The organism is Streptomyces sp. NPDC040432, assembly GCF_055595445.1.
In genome coordinates this window covers 40,112-57,624 of record NZ_JBVIVP010000007.1, presented here as the reverse complement: position 1 = coordinate 57,624, position 17,513 = coordinate 40,112, and the positions used below count along the sequence as shown (strand labels likewise).

Annotated in this window: 15 protein-coding genes; 12 read left to right on the top strand and 3 right to left on the bottom strand. The window is 71.8% G+C overall.

Features of this window, described 5'->3' with window-relative positions:
• The first annotated feature begins 124 nt into the window (after nucleotides 1-124).
• Nucleotides 125-1,432: a polysaccharide deacetylase family protein gene (locus ACZ58N_RS17510; protein WP_471160231.1), complete on the top strand. Its 1,308-nt coding sequence runs from the start codon at nucleotides 125-127 to the stop codon at nucleotides 1,430-1,432.
• Here ACZ58N_RS17510 and ACZ58N_RS17505 read toward each other — a convergent pair.
• A complete protein-coding gene (locus ACZ58N_RS17505) occupies nucleotides 1,389-2,420 on the bottom strand; it encodes an ATP-binding protein (protein WP_471160228.1) in 1,032 nt (343 codons plus the stop codon). The two genes, ACZ58N_RS17510 and ACZ58N_RS17505, sit on opposite strands and share 44 nt — an antisense overlap.
• Before the next feature lie 109 nt (nucleotides 2,421-2,529).
• On the opposite strand from ACZ58N_RS17505, the gene ACZ58N_RS17500 reads away from it, so the two are divergent.
• Nucleotides 2,530-3,351 carry a Fic family protein gene (locus ACZ58N_RS17500; protein ID WP_471160226.1) on the top strand — a complete coding sequence of 274 codons (822 nt, stop codon included), beginning with the start codon at nucleotides 2,530-2,532 and terminating at the stop codon, nucleotides 3,349-3,351.
• Between the two features lie 627 nt (nucleotides 3,352-3,978).
• On the opposite strand, the gene ACZ58N_RS17495 is transcribed toward ACZ58N_RS17500, so the two are convergent.
• On the bottom strand, nucleotides 3,979-4,848 hold the full coding sequence (locus tag ACZ58N_RS17495) for an HAD family hydrolase (protein ID WP_471160224.1): 870 nt from the start codon (nucleotides 4,846-4,848) through the stop codon (nucleotides 3,979-3,981).
• Nucleotides 4,849-5,337: 489 nt separating this feature from the next.
• Between ACZ58N_RS17495 and ssd the strand changes: the two genes are divergently transcribed.
• From ssd to ACZ58N_RS17460, 7 genes are all read left to right on the top strand, one after another.
• Nucleotides 5,338-6,513, top strand: coding sequence for a septum site-determining protein Ssd (ssd, locus tag ACZ58N_RS17490; RefSeq protein ID WP_471160222.1), 1,176 nt, complete (start codon nucleotides 5,338-5,340; stop codon nucleotides 6,511-6,513).
• Complete coding sequence (locus ACZ58N_RS17485; RefSeq protein WP_471160220.1) at nucleotides 6,510-7,661, top strand: TadA family conjugal transfer-associated ATPase; 1,152 nt, start codon at nucleotides 6,510-6,512, stop codon at nucleotides 7,659-7,661. Before ssd ends, ACZ58N_RS17485 begins: the two co-directional genes overlap by 4 nt.
• Before the next feature lie 65 nt (nucleotides 7,662-7,726).
• On the top strand, nucleotides 7,727-8,542 hold the full coding sequence (locus tag ACZ58N_RS17480; RefSeq protein WP_471160815.1) for a type II secretion system F family protein: 816 nt from the start codon (nucleotides 7,727-7,729) through the stop codon (nucleotides 8,540-8,542).
• Nucleotides 8,542-9,327, top strand: a complete 786-nt coding sequence (locus ACZ58N_RS17475) for a type II secretion system F family protein (protein WP_471160217.1) — start codon at nucleotides 8,542-8,544, stop codon at nucleotides 9,325-9,327. The genes ACZ58N_RS17480 and ACZ58N_RS17475 overlap by 1 nt, the downstream gene beginning before the upstream one ends.
• A gap of 58 nt (nucleotides 9,328-9,385) precedes the next feature.
• Nucleotides 9,386-9,583 carry a DUF4244 domain-containing protein gene (locus ACZ58N_RS17470; RefSeq protein WP_471160215.1) on the top strand — a complete coding sequence of 66 codons (198 nt, stop codon included), beginning with the start codon at nucleotides 9,386-9,388 and terminating at the stop codon, nucleotides 9,581-9,583.
• A complete protein-coding gene (locus ACZ58N_RS17465) occupies nucleotides 9,570-9,959 on the top strand; it encodes a TadE family type IV pilus minor pilin (protein WP_471160213.1) in 390 nt (129 codons plus the stop codon). The genes ACZ58N_RS17470 and ACZ58N_RS17465 overlap by 14 nt, the downstream gene beginning before the upstream one ends.
• Nucleotides 9,956-10,303, top strand: a complete 348-nt coding sequence (locus ACZ58N_RS17460; protein WP_471160210.1) for an Rv3654c family TadE-like protein — start codon at nucleotides 9,956-9,958, stop codon at nucleotides 10,301-10,303. The genes ACZ58N_RS17465 and ACZ58N_RS17460 overlap by 4 nt, the downstream gene beginning before the upstream one ends.
• 797 nt (nucleotides 10,304-11,100) lie before the next feature.
• On the opposite strand, the gene ACZ58N_RS17455 is transcribed toward ACZ58N_RS17460, so the two are convergent.
• On the bottom strand, nucleotides 11,101-13,554 hold the full coding sequence (locus ACZ58N_RS17455) for a DEAD/DEAH box helicase (protein ID WP_471160207.1): 2,454 nt from the start codon (nucleotides 13,552-13,554) through the stop codon (nucleotides 11,101-11,103).
• Nucleotides 13,555-13,637: 83 nt separating this feature from the next.
• Here ACZ58N_RS17455 and bldG point away from each other — a divergent pair, with 83 nt between their 5' ends.
• From bldG to ACZ58N_RS17440, 3 genes are all read left to right on the top strand, one after another.
• Nucleotides 13,638-13,979, top strand: coding sequence for an anti-sigma factor antagonist BldG (gene bldG, locus ACZ58N_RS17450; RefSeq protein ID WP_030152678.1), 342 nt, complete (start codon nucleotides 13,638-13,640; stop codon nucleotides 13,977-13,979).
• Nucleotides 13,980-14,096: 117 nt separating this feature from the next.
• On the top strand, nucleotides 14,097-14,537 hold the full coding sequence (locus ACZ58N_RS17445; RefSeq protein ID WP_471160204.1) for an ATP-binding protein: 441 nt from the start codon (nucleotides 14,097-14,099) through the stop codon (nucleotides 14,535-14,537).
• Between the two features lie 479 nt (nucleotides 14,538-15,016).
• A complete protein-coding gene (locus tag ACZ58N_RS17440; protein ID WP_471160202.1) occupies nucleotides 15,017-17,425 on the top strand; it encodes a sodium-translocating pyrophosphatase in 2,409 nt (802 codons plus the stop codon).
• Nucleotides 17,426-17,513 lie beyond the last annotated feature (88 nt).

Here is a 17,513-nt window from a genome sequence, read left to right as displayed (position 1 = left end):
TGAATTAGCACTCAGGCATGAATAAGCATTTTGTCCGGCTTGTCATACCTTCCTCGAACCGGCCCCCGTGGGACGTTGCGGCGCGGAAGTCCTGCGTCGGGAACTGCGAGGGAGAGGTGTGCGGATGATCGCCGCCACGAAGAAGATCGCCGGAGGTCTGGTCGCCACGGCCTTGGTGCTCGGCGCCGCCGGGTGCAGTACGTCCGGGGCCGTGAAGCCCGCCGGTGGCCCGAACGCCAAGAAGGGCGCCGCCGCCCCGGAGGCCCCCGGCAGCGTCATGCGGCCGATCGGGGACGGCTCCACCGCCTACACCGGCCCCCAGCCCAACGTGGTCAAGCCGCAGAAGCTGAAGGCGGGCGAGAAGCCGCCGCAGTTCGTGGTGTTCTCGTGGGACGGGGCCGGCGAGGACAGTCAGAAGCTCTTCTCGCACTTCCGTGAGGTCGGGAAGAAGTACAACGCCCGGATGACCTACTTCCTCAGCGGGGTGTACCTGCTGCCCGAGGAGAAACGTTCCCTCTATACCGCCCCGCAGCACGACTCCGGCCGCTCCGACATCGGTTTCGGCGACCTGCAGGGCATCAAGGACACCGCCACCCAGGTCCGCGCCGCCTGGCTGGAGGGCAACGAGATCGGCACCCACTTCAACGGCCACTTCTGCGGACCCGAGGGGGGCGTCGGCACCTGGTCCGTGGAGGAGTGGAAGAGCGAGATCAACCAGGCCAAGTCCTTCGTCAAGAACTGGAAGACGAACGCGGGCCTCAGGGACATGGAAGCCCTGCCGTTCGACTACGACAAGGAGCTCATCGGAGCCCGCACCCCCTGCCTCGAAGGCCAGAAGAACTTCATGCTGGCCGCGAAGGACATGGGCTTCCGCTACGACTCCAGCGGCATCAGCAAGCAGATCTGGCCCAAGAAGACGGACGGGCTCTGGGACATCCCGCTCCAACTGGTCCCGATGCCGGGCCGCGCCTTCGACACGCTGAGCATGGACTACAACTACATGGTCAACCAGTCGGGGACGACGTCCCAGGGCGACCCCTCGCAACACCAGTACTGGGGTGACCAGATGCGCGACGGCCTGCGCCAGGCCTTCGACCGGGTCTACCAGGGCAACCGCGCGCCGCTGATCATCGGCAACCACTTCGAGTCGTGGAACGGCGGCACCTACATGCGCGCGATCGAGGAGTCGATCAAGAGCATGTGCACCAAGCCCGAGGTCCGCTGCGTTCCGTTCCGCGAGCTCGCCGACTGGCTGGACGCCCAGGACCCCAAGGCCCTGGAGTGGATGCGCACCCTCGACGTGGGCGAGACGCCCAAGGAGGGCTGGAACAAGTTCCTCACCGCGGGGCCGCCGGCTCAACCGGCCGCCCCGTCGGGTGCCGCCGGGGTCAAGCCGGCTGAGGAGCGGGCTGCGGAGTCGGACGAGGGCTGACCAGCACCTCGTCGCGGATACCGACGGCCTCGTTCAGGACGAAGCCGGGGTCGACCTGCTCCGCCAGGTCGACCCCGGTCTTGGCGTTGCCCCAGCTCTCCGCGTTCCGCAGGTGGAAGTGCACCATCTGCTCGGTGTACTTGGCCCAGTCCCGACCGGCGTAGGAGTCCTCCGCCGCGTCCTGGAGGGCCTGGAGGGCGAGCCGGTTGGTCGCCTCCAGCAGTTCGAAGGCGGCCGGGCGGCCCTTCTCCATCGCCCGGACCCAATCGGAGTGCCCGAAGGTGACCAGCAGGTCCTCGCCCACCTCGTCCTGGAGGAACTCGATGTCCTCCGGCCCCTGCACCTTGTTGCCGACCACCTTGAGCGTGACCCCGAAGTCCCGGGCGTACTCCTTGTACTGGCGGTAGACGGAGACTCCCTTGCGGGTCGGCTCGGCGACGAGGAAGGTCACGTCGAAGCGGGTGAACATGCCCGAGGCGAAGGAGTCCGAACCGGCCGTCATGTCGACGACGACGTACTCGTCGGGCCCGTCGACCAGGTGGTTGAGGCAGAGCTCGACCGCGCCGACCTTCGAGTGGTAGCAGGCCACCCCGAGATCGGCCTCGGTGAACGGCCCGGTGGCCATCAACCTGACGGGATCCCCGTCGAGCAGCAGCGTGTGGGCGCAGGCCTCGTAGACGGGGTTGTCCTCGGTGATCCGCAGCAGCCGGGATCCGGTGCCGGGCGGGGTGGTCTTGATCATGCTGTCGGCGGACGCGATGCGCGGATTGGATCCGCGCAGGTACTCCTTGATCAGGGGCAGGTGCGCACCCAGGGCGGGCAGCGCGGCGGCCTCCTCCTCGCCGAGCCCGAGGGCCGCGCCGAGGTGCTGGTTGATGTCGGCGTCCACCGCGACGACGGGGGCTTCATTGGCGGCGAGGTGGCGGATGAAGAGGGAGGACAGCGTGGTCTTCCCGCTGCCGCCCTTTCCCACGAAAGCGATCTTCATGTTCACCAAGGGTAGTGGGTCGATCGCGTTCGGTGGTCGAGGTGAGTGAAGAAGACCACTCCAAGGAGGGGTCGGTGCTACGGGTGAGCAGTGCGTAGGCTCCCTACTTATGAGTAGTGCTTCTGACCCGCTGGCGCCCCTGGGCTCGCTCCCGGGTGTCGCCGAGTCCGTGGATTCCGTACGCAAGGCAGTGGACCGGGTCTACGGACACCGGGTGATGCGGCGCCGCAGCGCGGAGATCACCTCGGAGGCCGCGCTGCGCGGCGCCCGGGGCAGCGCGGCGCTGTCCGGTGCCGACTGGGCGTTGGAGGAGGTCCGTCGGCGGACCGACTTCGGCGCGGAGGTGGAGGCGCGGACGGTGGGTGCCGCCCTGCGTCTGACGGCGGAGGCCGGTCAACTGCTCAGCATTTGGCGCCAATCGCCGCTCCGGGTCCTGGCCCGACTCCATCTCGTCGCCTCCGGGTCGACGGAGGCGGGGGATGTCGTGGGTCGGCCCCGACTGGCCGGTGAGACGGTGGACGAGCCCGTGGTGGACCTCCCGCTGCCCGGAGCGGAGGAGGTGGCCGGCCGGCTCGACGGCCTGTCCCACCTGATCATCGCGGGCGGCTCAGCCCCCGCCCTGATCACGGGGGCGGTCGTGCACGGAGAGCTGCTGGCCCTGCGCCCGTTCGGTTCCCACAACGGCCTGGTCGCGCGTGCCGCCGAGCGCATCGTGCTGATCAACAGCGGTCTCGACCCGAAGGCGATCTGCCCGGCGGAGGCCGGACACGCGGAACAGGGGCGCGAGGCGTATCTGGCGGCCTTCGAGGGGTACGTATCCGGCACCCCGGAGGGGATGGCGGCCTGGATCGCGCACTGCGGGCGCGCGATCGAGCTCGGTGTCCGCGAGTCGACGGCCGTCTGCGAGGCGCTCCAGCGCGGCGCGGCCTGAGCCGTACCCGGACGCGGTCCGACCTGAACCGTGTGCACCCGACCTGACTCCGGCCGACCAGACCCTGGGGGACCTGGCCCCGGGAATCAGCCCGTCCCGGCCGACCTGAGTCGGTCCCGGCCGCTTCGGGCCGGTTCGGGCCGAGTGGGTGTTGTCGAGGCGTTGGCCCGGAGGGGGCGGGGGCGGGGCGTCGGCAGGCGGGGGTTGGGTGGATCGCCCCCGAACATGGGTTGCGGCGACACCGTCTTGCTTTGGTGTCGCCGCTGGCACTCGCGCCCAGTTACCAAGCGTCCTCGATGATTGCCCATCAGGTCGGGGACTTTGCCCGTTACCTGGTGCGGCTGGCCCGTAATCGACGGGTCGACGTCGCGTGGGTGCTCGGCGTTCGTGCTTCGGTCCGTGGGCCTTACTGCGTTTTAAAGATGATCCTCTCGGATGTTCTTTGGTCTCGCGGGCCGTGATTCCTTTGTACTCCGCTTCCGGTCGGAGCGAAACCCCTGGCCACAGTTCTTTACTTTTCGGGGTGATGCGGGGCGATCCGGACACCCTGCGCTCGTGGGCCGGGAGGGCCCGGGAGGGGGCTCCGGCCGACGTCCGGGGTGGGGCGGCTGTCTTCCGGTCGGGCGGTCAGGCCGATGCGGTGCTCGTCGCCGCGCGGCGGCGGCTCGCGTACCAGACCAGCCCGGCGGTGGCCGCGGCTGCGCCGACAGCCGCCGCGGCGACCAGGGCGGGTCGAGCCGGCATCGACAGTCCGGGCAGCCGCTGCTTGAGGCGGACCGGCTTGTTGAACACCAGCACGGGCCACTCCCGCGCGACGGCCTCCCGGCGCAACGCCCGGTCGGGGTTGACCGTGTGCGGGTTTCCGACCGCCTCCAGCATCGGCACGTCGGTGATCGAGTCGCTGTAGGCGTAGCACCGCGAGAGGTCGTACCCCTCGGATTCGGCGAGCTCCCGCACCGCCTCGGCCTTGGTCGGGCCGTAGGCGTAGTACTCGATCTCACCGGTGAAGCAGCCGTCCTCGCCGACCACCATCCGGGTCGCCACGACCCGGTCCGCCCCGAGCATCTCGCCGATGGGCTCGACGACTTCGGCTCCCGAGGTCGACACGATCACCACGTCACGGCCGGCGGTGTGGTGGGCCTCGATCAGCGACGCCGCCTCGTCGTAGATGATCGGGTCGATCAGGTCGTGCAGGGCTTCGGCGACGATCTCCCGCACTTGCTGGACGTTCCACCCCTTGCAGAGGGCGGACAGGTACTCCCGCATCCGCTCCATCTGGTCGTGGTCGGCGCCACCGGCCAGGAAGATGAACTGCGTGTACGCGGTGCGCAGCACGGCCCGCCTGTTGATCAGGCCGCCCTGGTAGAAGGACTTGCTGAACGTCAGGGCGCTGGACTTCGCAATGACCGTCTTGTCCAGGTCGAAGAAGGCAGCGGTCCGAGGCGAGGAGTGCGGCAAGGGCTGATTTTCCACGACCCGAGCATATGCGCCCACCATTCGGCGTAAGGTGCGGCGCGTGGGTTTGCTTGAGAAGGCTCTCGGGTACACCATGGAAGTCACGGATCGTTCGCGACCGTGCTAACCCGGTCTGGCTCCTCCCCCCCCGAGTCGGACCGTGGGGACGACCCCCGCTCTCCCCCCCGGCGGGGGTCGTCGCATGTCCGGACGCGGTTTGTGTCCCGTGCTCACGACCTTCAGTGGCCATCTCTTCGGTCCTTCCTCTGCGGTCGACCTTCTGGGCGAAGGCCTTCACCCCCTCGAACTCGTCACTCTCCGTAGTTGTTCCGCCGCGCTCCGGAACTCACCTGATGGTGTGGCGAAGTTATTCACAACCCCCTTCTTGTCCACAGTTTTCACGCAAGATCCACTTCAATTTCCGGAACCTTGCACCGTGATTCCAGCCGCGAAGTCCGCGGTTCATGGATTTGCAGTGAGAAGGGGGCGGAGATCGTGGCTGGATCGAAGTCGTGTGAAGCGTCGGAACCCTTGGTGGCCGGGAGGGACGGGCGGTCCGATCGGGACGGCGGCGCAGGCCCGGGTGCCGGCCGGCCGTTGATCATCACCGAGGATCCGTTGCTGCTCGACGACCTGCTGCGGCTGTGCGCCGCGGCGGGCGCCGAGCCCCACGTGCACCACGCGGTGCCGGAGCGGGGAGGGGCGGATCGGGGCGGCGGAGCCGGGGAGGACGCCGGCCGTGACCCGGCCGGACCGGTCGGGGGGAGCGGTTGGGAGAGTGCACCGCTCGTACTCGTCGGGGACGACGCCGCCCACCGGGTCATCGGGGCACCGCGCAGGGACGGGGTGTTCCTCGTCGGCCGTGAACTCGACGACCCCCGGGTCTGGCAACGGGCCGTGGAGATCGGAGTGCAGGAGGTGCTGCGGCTGCCCGATGCCGAGGGCCTGCTCGTCGACCGCATCGCCGACGTGGTGGAAGGGGCCGGCCGGCCCGCCCTCGCCGTCGGGGTGATCGGCGGCAGCGGCGGCGCGGGAGCTTCCACACTCGCCTGCGCCCTCGCCCTGCGGGCCGCCCGTGCCGGGGAGCGCACCATCCTCATCGACGGGGACCCGCTCGGCGGCGGCATGGACGTACTGCTCGGCGGGGAGAGTGCCGAAGGGCTGCGCTGGCCCGACTTCGCGGCCTCCCGGGGCCGGGTCGGCGCCGGGGCGCTGGAGGAGTCCCTGCCGGAGCTGCACGCGTTGCGCGTGCTGAGCTGGGACCGCGGGGACCGGGTGGTGGTGCCGCCCGCCGCGATGCGGTCCGTCGTGGCCGCCGCCCGACGCCGGGGCGGGGTCGTGGTCGTCGACCTGCCCCGACGGGTCGACGCGGCGGTGGCCGAGGCGCTGGCCCAGCTCGACCTGGTGCTGATGGTGGTGCCCGGCGAACTGCGGTCGGTGGCCGCGGCGGGGCGGGTGGCCGCCGGGGTCCGCATGGTGGCCCGGGACGTTCGCGTGGTCGTACGGGGCCGCGGTGCCCACGGGCTCGACGCCGAAGCGGTGGCCCGGCTGTTGGGCGTTCCCCTGGCCGGAGAGGTGCCCGTCGAGGTGGGTCTGCCCGGGCGGGTGGCGGAAGGGGAACCCCCGGGGTCGCGGGGCACCCTGGCCCGCTTCTGCGACGGCTTTTGGCAGCGTGCGCTCGGTACCGCCCAGGAGGTGCCGGCATGAGCAGCACGGTCCTGCTGGACGCGGTGCGTCAGCACCTCGCCGAGAGCGGCGGCGAGCCGACCCCGGCCCGGGTCGCAGCAGCACTGCGGGCCCAGGGGCGCCTGCTCGGGGACGCGGAAGTGCTGGGCGTCGCAGCGGAGTTGCGGTCCGAGCTCGTCGGCGCGGGGCCATTGGAACGGTTGCTGGCCGACCCCGATGTCACCGACGTGCTCGTCGCGGCTCCGGACCGGGTGTGGGTGGACCGGGGCGGCGGACTCGAACTGACCGGGGTGACCTTCGCCGACGCGGAGGCCGTGCGCCGGCTGGCCCAGCGGCTGGCCGCCGTCGCCGGGCGGCGCCTCGACGACGCCCGACCCTGGGTGGACGCCCGACTGCCCGACGGGACCAGGCTGCACGCGGTGCTGCCCCCGGTGGCCGTCGGATCGGCGTGCCTGTCCCTACGGGTGGTGCGGCCGAAGGCCTTCACGCTGGACGAGTTGGTCGCCGCGGGGACCCTCCCGCCCGGCGGCCAGCGACTGCTGCGGGCCATGGTCGAGGCCCGGCTGTCCTTCCTCGTCTCCGGCGGGACGGGAACGGGCAAGACCACCCTGCTCAGCGCCCTCCTGGGTCTCGTCGGACCGGGCGAGCGGATCGTCCTGGCCGAGGACTCCGCCGAACTGCGCCCCGACCATCCCCACGTGGTGCGGCTGGAGACCCGTCCCGCCAACCAGGAGGGGGCGGGACTGGTGACGCTGGCGGACCTGGTCCGGCAGGCCTTGCGGATGAGGCCCGACCGGCTGGTGGTGGGCGAGGTGCGCGGCGCCGAGGTCGCCGACCTGCTGGCCGCGCTGAACACCGGGCATGAAGGCGGGTGCGGCACCGTGCACGCCAATGCCGCCGCGCACGTCCCGGCCAGGTTGGAGGCGCTCGGTACGGCCGCCGGGTTGGACCGTACCGCGCTGCACAGCCAGTTGGCGGCGGCACTGACCCTGGTGGTCCACCTGACCCGGGACCGCAGCGGGCGCCGCCGGGTCGCCGAGGTGCACGTGCTGGAACGGGACCCGGCCGGACTGGTGGTGACCGTACCCGCCCTGCGCTGGGGGATCCGGGGTTTCGTGCGGGAGCAGGGCTGGGCGCGGCTGGGGCCGCTGCTCGGGGGTGCGCGGTGAGCGCCGTGCCGGTCGGCTCCGTGCCGCTGTTCGCCGGGCTGCTGTGTGCCGGGGCGGCCGCCTGGATGTTGACCGGGGGTGATCAAGGGCAACGGCGGGCCCGGCTGGTCCTTGCCGGAGGACGCGCCGTCCTGACCGGTGGCCCCCTGCGAGTCGAGCGGTTGGCGGCCTGGGCGCGAGTGCGGGCCGGGCGGTGGCGGGAGTGGGCCGTCCCGGCGGTCGCTCCACTGATCGCCCTGTGGGGCGGATCCCTGATCCCGCTGCTGCTGGGGGCGGTGTCCGTGCCGCTGCTGAAACGGTGGCTTAGGGCGGCGGAGCGGGAGCGTGCCCGCACTGCCAGGGCCGCCGGTGTGATGGCGCTGTGCGGGGCCGTCGTGGGGGAACTGCGGGCCGGGGCGCAGCCCGGGCAGGCCCTCACCGTGGCGATGCGCCGCACGGTCGAGGGTCCCGGCGGCCCGGGGCCTGCGGAAGCGGGCGTGCTGGCCGCCGCGGCCTTCGGCGGGGACGTGCCCGGAGCGCTGCGCCGGGCCGCGCTGGAGCCGGGCGCGGAGGGGCTGGCCGGGATGGCCGCCTGTTGGCACGTATCGGTGGACGGCGGCGCCGGACTGGCCGCCGGACTCGACCGGCTGGAAGGGGCGTTGCGGGCCGAGCGGGACCGGGAGGAGTCATTGCGGGCCCAGCTGGCGGGGGCCAGGTCCACGACGGTGGTGCTCGCGTTGCTGCCGCTGGTGGGGCTGCTGATCGGGACCGGTCTCGGGGCCGACCCGCTGCGCGTGCTGCTGCACTCCCCGATGGGATGGGGCTGCCTGGTCGTGGGCGGGGTGCTGGAGGCGGCGGGGCTCCTTTGGTGCCGGCGGATCGTACGGGTGGGGGAGCGGTGATGGGCGGGCCCGATGTCCACAGGCTGGGGACGGCGTGTTGCCTGGCGGTCCTGGTGTGGTGGGCGACCTCGGCGCTGTGGGCCGGGCTACGGAGCCGGACTGCGCGGCGCCGGATCGTGGGCCTCTTCCGTCGGGAGCAGGAGCAGGCCCGACGCCGGCCGTGGTGGAAACCCGGGACCAGCCGGGCGGTCACCGCGTGGGCCGGGCCGGGTGGCGTCCTGGCGGCGGGCTGGTGGGTGGTGGGCGGCCCGGCGGGACTGCTGGTCGGGTGCGCGGCGGCCTTCGCGGCGAGGTGCCTGCTGCTCAGGGCCGCACGACAGCCGACCGGGGCTGATTCCCGGGAGGCGGAGAGGCAACTGCCTTTCGCCGCCGATCTGCTGGCCGCCTGCCTGGCGGCGGGGGCCGGGCCGGTCGAAGCCGCCGAGGTGGTGGGGGAGTCGGTGGGCGGCCCGGTGGGCGACCGGTTGGCGATGGCGGGGGCCGAGCTACGGCTCGGAGGTGAACCGGGCGCCGCGTGGGGGAGGTTGGCCGGCATACCGGGTGCCCGCGACCTGGCGGAGTGCCTGGAGCGGGCCGCGCGGACCGGGGCGCCCGCTGCCGAACCGGTCTCCCGCCTGGCCGCCGGCCTGCGGGCCGAACGGATGCGACAGGCAAGCGCGGGGGCACAGCGTGCGGCGGTACTCGTCACGGCGCCGGTGGGGCTCTGCTTCCTCCCCGCGTTCCTTGCGATCGGAGTGGCTCCGGTGGTGATCGGAATGGCCTCGGGGCTGCTCTCCGGGAGCTGAAAAGCAGGAATCGAAACCTGAAATCAGATCAAGAACGTAATCCCACAGGAGGTTTGTCATGAGGATCATCTGGTTCCGACTGCGGAAGGCCTTGGGCGGTCGTGGTGGCGACACCGGAATGTCGACTTCGGAATACGCCATGGGCACGATCGCGGCGTGTGCGTTCGCGGCTGTTCTGTACAAGGTGGTGACGAGCGACGTGGTCTCGACGGCGCTCCAGTCGACCATCGGAAAGGCGCTCGATGCGCCGTTCTGAGCGAAAGCCGCCGGGAAAGGCGGAACCCGGGACGGACCGCGGATACGTGACGGCCGAGGCGGCCATGGTGATCCCCGCCCTGGTCCTGTTCGCGGCGCTGCTGGTGTGGGCGCTGATGGCGGCCGCGGCGCAGATCCGGTGCGTGGACGCGGCCAGGGCGGGGGCTCGGGCGGCGGCCCGGTCCGAGCCGATGGAGGTGGCGGTGGCCGCCGCCCGCGCGGCCGCCCCGCCGGGAGCGGAGGTGGAGGTGGAGCGTGCGGGCGACCTGTGGCGGGTCAGGGTCGCCGCGCCCGCGCCGGGCCCCGACCGGCTGCCGGTGCGGATCGGGGCGCGGGCGGTGGCCCTGGCCGAGGACAGCGTGGGGCCGCCGCCGTGAGCCGCGACCGGGGTTCCGCGACGGTGTGGGCCACGGTGGCCGTCACGGTGCTGGGTGCCGTGTTCGGTGGCGTGCTGCTGCTCGGCCAGGCGGTCGCGGCCCGCCACCGTGCGGGTGCGGCGGCCGACCTCGCCGCCCTCGCGGCGGCTGCGAGCTGGTCCCACGGCCCCGCCACGGCCTGTGCCGCGGCGGCCAGGGTGGCCGGGGCGCAGGGCGCGAGCGTGACCGCGTGCCGGGTCGACGGGGAGGTCACCGAGATCACGGCTCGCGTCGAATCGGGCCCCTTCGCCCCGACCCAGCTCTCCAGAGCGGGCCCGCCGGTGCCTCCGGCGGGCCGGGGGTGAGGACCGTGGGGCTGCGACCGTGGGGCTGCGACCGTGGGGCTGCGCGGTTGCTTCTCGGGACAGGGGTGCGAGCCCCGGGGGTCGTGACGTGGCTCCGGCGGGTGCGGAACGGCTCCGGGCATTCCCGGGATCCCGACCGTGTGCCGAGCCGTGCGGGTGCCCGGCGTCCGCCGGTTCCGGATCGCCCGCGTACGGGGGCGATCCGGTCTCCGGGCCCTCGGGCCTCACCGGCCCTCGGATCGCTCAGGACTGCGGCTTCTCCGGGTGCTCGGGATCTCTCCGGGCCCGAATTCCTTCTGCGCCGCAGGTCTCCGGGCTCTCCGGGCCCTGCTGTGCCTCGTAGGGCGAGGGTGGGGGAGTTTTGTGGAGGGTTCCCGGGGCGGGGCAGGTCTCTGGGGGAGAAGTGGGGGCGATTTTCGGCCATCTCGGTGAGGGGGTCGGGTTGTCCCGCGTCAGGGATTCGAAGGGTGACTTGGGGTGGTTCGCGAAGTTTTTCGTGCCCGCTTTCGGGGCGCGGCTCCATGGGCCCTGAGGGTGGTTTGTGGGGGTTCGGGATGCGCCTCGGCTCTTGTGGGGCCGTCGGCGCCCGCAGTGGCGGTGGCCCCGCCCTGGGGCCCGGCAGGCCGGGCCCCAGGGGGTCCGGGCAGATGCCGACCCGGGCCGGACGGGGTCTCGGCGGTCCGGGTCGGTGTCGACCCGGGCGAGCGGGAGCGGTGGTGGTGCGGGCGGGTCTCCGCGGGGGGCGGCCGGGACGGCGGTGGCGTCGGCCCGACCTCGTGGGGGCACGGGCGACGTTCTCAGGCGGGCGGGGGCGGGGCGAGGAGGTGGGTGAGGAGGCGGATGGCGCCGCGTTTGTGGAGGGGGTCGTTGCCGTTGCCGCACTTCGGGGACTGGATGCAGGAGGGGCAGCCCGCCTCGCACTCGCAGGCGGCGATGGCGTCCCTGGTGGCCGTCAACCAGGCCCGCGCCGTGTGGAAGGCCCGCTCGGCGAATCCGGCGCCGCCCGGGTGGCCGTCGTACACGAACACCGTGGGCAGCAGGGTGTCGGGATGCAGCGGTACGGATACGCCGCCGATGTCCCAGCGGTCGCAGGTCGCGAACAGCGGGAGCAGGCCGATGGAGGCGTGTTCGGCCGCGTGCAGGGCGCCGCCGAGGATCTCCGGGTTGATCCGGGCCTCGTCCAGTTGGTCCTCGGTGACGGTCCACCACACGGCCCTGGTGCGCAGGGTGCGCGGCGGCAGGTCCAGCTTCGCCTCGCCCAGCACCTCGCCGGTGATCAGCTTGCGGCGCAGGTAGGAGACCACCTGGTTGGTGACCTCGACGGATCCGAAGCAGAGCCGGGCCGCGCCCCACGGGATCTCGGTCTCGGTCTCCAGGATCGAGATGGACGTGGTGTCGCGGGCCGTGGTCGAGAACGGCGGGCTGGCTTCCTCTACGAGAGCCACCGAATCCTCCAGGTCCAGGCGTTTGACCAGGTAGGAGCGACCCTGGTGGAGGTGGACGGCCCCGTCGTGGACGGCGGTGTGCGAGGCGGACTCGTCGACCGTGCCCAGCAGCCGTCCGGTGGCGGCCTCCACGATCTGCACGGGCCGGCCGCCGCCGCCCCTGATGTCGGTCAGGTCCGAGGCCCGCTCGCGGCGGGTCCAGTGCCAGGCCGTCGCCCGGCGGCGCAGCAGCTTCGCCGCCTCCAGCTGGGGCAGGAGGCCGTGCGCGGCCGGGCCGAAGAGGTCCAGGTCGGCCTCGGTCAACGGCAGCTCGGCGGCCGCCGCGCACAGGTGCGGGGCCAGGACGTACGGGTTGTCGGGGTCCAGGACGGTGGCCTCGACGGGCTGTCGGAAGAGCGCATCGGGGTGGTGGACCAGGTAGGTGTCCAGCGGGTCGTCGCGGGCGATCAGCACGGCCAGGGCGCCCTGCCCGGACCGGCCGGCGCGGCCCGCCTGCTGCCACAGGGAGGCCCGGGTGCCCGGGTAGCCGGTGATCAGGACGGCGTCGAGGCCGGACACGTCCACGCCCAGCTCCAGCGCTGTGGTCGCGGCCAGGCCCAGCAGTTCGCCGGAGTGCAGGGCCCGCTCCAGGGCGCGGCGCTCCTCGGGCAGGTAGCCGCCCCGGTACGCCGCGACACGCCGGGGCAGGGAGCGGTCCACCTCCGCGAGTCTCTCCTGGGCGATCACGGCGATCAGTTCGGCGCCGCGCCGGGAGCGGACGAAGGCCACCGTGCGGACCCCCTGGACGACGAGGTCGGTCAGCAGGTCGGCGGTCTCGGCGGTCGCGGTGCGGCGTACGGGGGCGCCCTTCTCGCCCTTCAGGTCGGTCAGCGGCGGCTCCCACAGGGCGAAGACGACCTCGCCGCGCGGTGAGGCGTCGTCGGAGACCTCGGTGACGGGTACGCCGGTCAGTCGGGAGGCGCCCGCCGCCGGGTCGCTCGCGGTGGCGGAGGCCAGCAGGAAGACCGGCTCGGAGCCGTAGCGGGCGCACAGCCGCCGCAGCCGGCGCAGGACCTGGGCGACGTGGGATCCGAAGACACCGCGGTAGGTGTGGCACTCGTCGATGACGACGTAGCGCAGGGCCTTCAGGAACGACGACCAGCGCGGGTGGGCGGGCAGGATCCCACGGTGCAGCATGTCCGGGTTGGTCAGTACGTAATTGGCGTACTGACGCACCCACTCCCGTTCCTCGAACGGGGTGTCGCCGTCGTACACGGCGGGTCGGACGGCGTTTCCCAGCGGTGCGGCCAGCTCCCGCACGGCGCGCCGCTGGTCGGCGGCCAGAGCCTTGGTGGGGGCCAGGTAGAGGGCGGTCGCACCCCGGCCGTTCGGGGCCTCGGCGCCGTCCGCGAGGGCGGAGAGCACCGGGGCGAGGTAGGCCAGCGACTTGCCGGAGGCGGTTCCGGTGGCGACGACCACCGACTCGCCGTCGAGCGCGAGCTCGACGGCGGTCGCCTGGTGTTCCCACGGATGGTCGATGCCGGCGGCCGAAATCGCGGCTACGACATCCGTTCGGATGCGATCGGGCCAGACCGCATGACGACCCGCCCGAGGGGGCAAGTGCTCCGTATGAGTGATGCGCGCAGCTCGGGAAGACCCCCGTGACAACCGGTCCAGGACCGTGTCGGGAGCGGGTCGTGCGTCCTCGGGCGCCGTGGGCCGACCGGGGCGGTGAGTGTTGGCCATTGGCACCGAGTGTGTCACTGGCGTGCGGGACAATGGTCCCAAGGCGTCGTGCGCGCCTGCCGGTAAGTGATTGAATGCCATCGCGGCAGCCGATCCCTCTCCCAGCCTTCGGGTGGGGGAGGCCCCTGGGGGGCGCCGCTCGATAGCAAGGTGCTGGAGGATCCGTGGACCTGTCCCTGTCGACTCGCACTGTCGGCGACCGCACGGTCGTAGAGGTCGGTGGCGAGATTGATGTGTATACCGCGCCCAAGCTGCGCGAGCAGTTGGTGGAGTTGGTGAACGACGGCAGCTACCACTTGGTTGTCGACATGGAGCGAGTGGACTTCCTCGACTCCACCGGCCTCGGTGTGCTCGTGGGAGGCCTCAAGCGCGTCCGTGCGCACGAGGGCTCGCTGCGTCTGGTCTGCAACCAGGAGCGCATCCTGAAGATCTTCCGCATCACCGGTCTGACCAAGGTGTTCCCGATCCACACCACGGTGGAAGACGCCGTCGCAGCCACCGACTGACGTGCTCCTGGCGCCTGCCGCCGGAAACGGCGCAGGCGCCGACGAGGAGCGGGGGTACCGGGCCATGGGCGGTCCGGTCCCCTGTCAGGTCACGCCCGTAGTCCGAGGGGGACGTACATGGCCACCGTTGAACTGCGCTTCAGCGCCCAGCCCGAACACGTCCGGACGGCCCGCCTGGTGGCGGCCGCGGTGGCGCGCCGGGCAGGGGTGGAGGAAGCCGTGCTCGACGAGGTCCGCCTCGCCGTGGGCGAGGCGTGTTCGCGTGCCGTCGGACTGCATCGGAGCAACGGACTGACCGCGCCCGTCCGGGTGGTGCTGACCGAGGAGGAGAAGTCGTTCTCCATCGAAGTCGGCGACGAGGTGCCCGGTCCGGCCGGTGGTCCCATCGACGCCGTGCCCGGCATCGCGGCCGTCCTGGACCCGGACATCGACGGTGAGGACGAGATGGGCCTCGCCGTGATCAGTGGGCTCGTCGACGACGTCTCCGTGTCCGCGGACGAGTCCGGCGGAACGATTCGGATGAGCTGGCCCGTCTCCGGGTCCGCCCGGATTCCGTAGCGTCAGGCCGCTGTCCCCGCTTCTCCCGCTGTTTCCGCCGCCGCCGTGGTCGCTGACGCCGCCGTCGCCCCGCTCGGTCGGGCCGGGCGGCCCTCATGCGCGCCCCCGTGAGGCCGGCGGATCGAGCCGGACCCGGATCCGTTCGGTGGCGGTCGTAGTGGCCGCCGCGTGTGCCGCGCCCCCTTCCGCGTACGCCGGGCGCCCGCCCGGGGGATCGCCGCACGCGTGCGGATCGTATCGTCCGATCTTTATCAAGGCCCTGTTGAGCAGGGCCTTTTGTATTTCTCCGAAAAACCCTCTAGATCGTTGATCAGTCGTCAATGCCTTTGCCCCATTACTTCTTTCGAGGGTAATGGAGTGACGCGATCCATTGATGAGGAGCAAGTGCGGGCCAATTCCGTTTCACGCACCCTGTTTTGATCAGGTCGCGCTCCCTACAATCCGTCCACATCTTGAGCTCATCACGTCAAGGAGGACGAATGACGGGGCTCTTCACCCCTATCGCGCCGGATCGCGCACATGATCTGGCAGCCGCAGTACTCACCGATGACAATCGGCTCATCGTCATCGTCATCGCCGTCGTCGCGTTGGCCGCGCTCGTCGTCGCGCAGATCCTGACCCGCCAGGTCCTCGCCGCGGACGAGGGCACCGACAGCATGAAGAAGATCGCCGCAGCCGTTCAGGAAGGCGCCAACGCCTACCTCGGACGCCAGTTGCGCACCCTCGGCGTCTTCGCCGTGGTCGTCTTCTTCCTGCTCTTCCTGCTGCCCGCCGACGACTGGTCGCAGCGCGGGGGCCGCTCCGGGTTCTTCCTCGTCGGCGCGCTCTTCTCGGCCGCCACCGGCTACATCGGCATGCGCCTCGCGGTGCGCGCCAACGTCCGCGTCGCTGCCGCCGCCCGGGAGGCCACTCCCGCCGAGGGCGAGTCCGCCAAGGACCTCACCGACGTGTCCCACAAGGCCATGAAGATCGCTTTCCGCACCGGTGGCGTGGTGGGCATGTTCACCGTCGGCCTCGGCCTGCTCGGCGCCTCCTGCGTCGTGCTGGTCTACGCGGCCGACGCGCCGAAGGTCCTGGAGGGGTTCGGCCTGGGCGCCGCGCTGATCGCCATGTTCATGCGTGTCGGGGGTGGCATCTTCACCAAGGCCGCCGACGTCGGCGCCGACCTGGTCGGCAAGGTCGAGCAGGGCATTCCGGAGGACGATCCGCGCAATGCCGCGACCATCGCCGACAACGTGGGCGACAACGTCGGCGACTGCGCGGGGATGGCGGCCGACCTGTTCGAGTCGTACGCCGTCACCCTGGTGGCTGCGCTGATCCTGGGCAAGGCGGCCTTCGGTGACCTCGGGCTCGCCTTCCCGTTGATCGTGCCCGCCATCGGTGTCGTCACCGCCATGATCGGCATCTTCGCGGTCGCGCCGCGCCGCTCCGACCGCAGCGGCATGACCGCCATCAACCGCGGCTTCTTCATCTCCGCCGTGATCTCCCTGGTGCTCGTCGGGATCGCCGTCTACGCGTACCTGCCGGCCACGTACAAGGAGCTCGTCGGGGTCGAGGACGCCGCCATCGCGAACCACTCCGGTGACCCGCGGGTCCTGGCGATCGTCGCCGTCGCCATCGGCATCGTCCTCGCCGCCCTGATCCAGCAGCTGACCGGCTACTTCACCGAGACCACCCGGCGTCCCGTCCGGGACATCGGCAAGTCCTCCCTGACCGGCGCGGCCACCGTCGTCCTCGCGGGCATCTCCGTCGGCCTGGAATCCGCCGTGTACACGGCGCTGCTGATCGGCCTCGGCGTGTACGGGGCCTTCCTGCTCGGCGGGACGTCGATCATGCTGGCGCTCTTCGCGGTGGCGCTCGCCGGCACCGGGCTGTTGACCACCGTCGGCGTCATCGTCGCGATGGACACCTTCGGTCCGGTCTCGGACAACGCGCAGGGCATCGCGGAGATGTCCGGCGACGTCGAGGGAGCGGGCGCTCAGGTCCTCACCGACCTGGACGCCGTCGGCAACACCACCAAGGCCATCACCAAGGGCATCGCCATCGCCACCGCCGTCCTCGCGGCGGCCGCGCTGTTCGGCTCGTACAACGACGCGATCGCCGGCGCGGTGAAGGAGGTCGGGGCGAAGGCCGGGGAGCTGAACCTCAGCCTCGACATCGCCCAGCCGAACAACCTCGTCGGCCTGATCCTGGGCGCGGCCGTCGTGTTCCTGTTCTCGGGCCTGGCCATCAACGCCGTGTCCCGCTCGGCCGGCGCCGTCGTCTACGAGGTGCGCCGTCAGTTCCGCGAGCACCCCGGGATCATGGACTACACGGAGAAGCCCGAGTACGGCCGCGTCGTGGACATCTGCACCAAGGACGCCCTGCGCGAGCTCGCCACGCCCGGGTTGCTCGCCGTGCTCACCCCGATCGCGGTGGGTTTCTCCCTGGGCGTCGGCGCGCTCGGGTCCTTCCTCGCGGGCGCCATCGGCACCGGCACGCTGATGGCCGTGTTCCTCGCCAACTCCGGTGGCGCGTGGGACAACGCGAAGAAGCTCGTCGAGGACGGCCACCACGGCGGCAAGGGCAGTGAGGCCCACGCCGCCGTCGTCATCGGTGACACGGTCGGCGACCCGTTCAAGGACACCGCCGGACCGGCCATCAACCCGCTGCTCAAGGTGATGAACCTGGTGGCGTTGCTGATCGCCCCCGCCGTGGTCCAGTTTAGCTACGGCGACGACACCAGTCCGACCGTACGGGCCGTCGTCGCGATCCTCGCCATCGGTGTGATCATCGGCGCGGTGTACATCTCCAAGCGGCGGGGCATCGCCGTCGGGGACGAGGGCGAGGACGAGGACTCGCAGGCCGATCGGGTGGCCCAGCCGCCCGGGCGGGCGGTGGTCTCCTGACGGTCGGACCACCGACCCCCGCTCCGGAGTCCGGGCATCCGGAGTTTTGACCTCCGCGGGCGACCGGCTCGAAGATGCGCCCGAACGG

Bases quoted from the DNA above. Each gene is read 5' to 3' on its own strand.
- ACZ58N_RS17455 (WP_471160207.1), bottom strand. From the start codon at position 13,554: ATGGCATTCAATCACTTACCGGCAGGCGCGCACGACGCCTTGGGACCA.
- ACZ58N_RS17505 (WP_471160228.1), bottom strand. From the start codon at position 2,420: ATGAAGATCGCTTTCGTGGGAAAGGGCGGCAGCGGGAAGACCACGCTG.
- ACZ58N_RS17440 (WP_471160202.1), top strand. From the start codon at position 15,017: ATGACGGGGCTCTTCACCCCTATCGCGCCGGATCGCGCACATGATCTG.
- ACZ58N_RS17475 (WP_471160217.1), top strand. From the start codon at position 8,542: ATGGGCGGGCCCGATGTCCACAGGCTGGGGACGGCGTGTTGCCTGGCG.
- ACZ58N_RS17500 (WP_471160226.1), top strand. From the start codon at position 2,530: ATGAGTAGTGCTTCTGACCCGCTGGCGCCCCTGGGCTCGCTCCCGGGT.
- ACZ58N_RS17480 (WP_471160815.1), top strand. From the start codon at position 7,727: ATGTTGACCGGGGGTGATCAAGGGCAACGGCGGGCCCGGCTGGTCCTT.
- ACZ58N_RS17485 (WP_471160220.1), top strand. From the start codon at position 6,510: ATGAGCAGCACGGTCCTGCTGGACGCGGTGCGTCAGCACCTCGCCGAG.
- ACZ58N_RS17510 (WP_471160231.1), top strand. From the start codon at position 125: ATGATCGCCGCCACGAAGAAGATCGCCGGAGGTCTGGTCGCCACGGCC.
- ACZ58N_RS17470 (WP_471160215.1), top strand. From the start codon at position 9,386: ATGAGGATCATCTGGTTCCGACTGCGGAAGGCCTTGGGCGGTCGTGGT.
- ACZ58N_RS17465 (WP_471160213.1), top strand. From the start codon at position 9,570: ATGCGCCGTTCTGAGCGAAAGCCGCCGGGAAAGGCGGAACCCGGGACG.
- ACZ58N_RS17495 (WP_471160224.1), bottom strand. From the start codon at position 4,848: ATGGTGGGCGCATATGCTCGGGTCGTGGAAAATCAGCCCTTGCCGCAC.
- ACZ58N_RS17445 (WP_471160204.1), top strand. From the start codon at position 14,097: ATGGCCACCGTTGAACTGCGCTTCAGCGCCCAGCCCGAACACGTCCGG.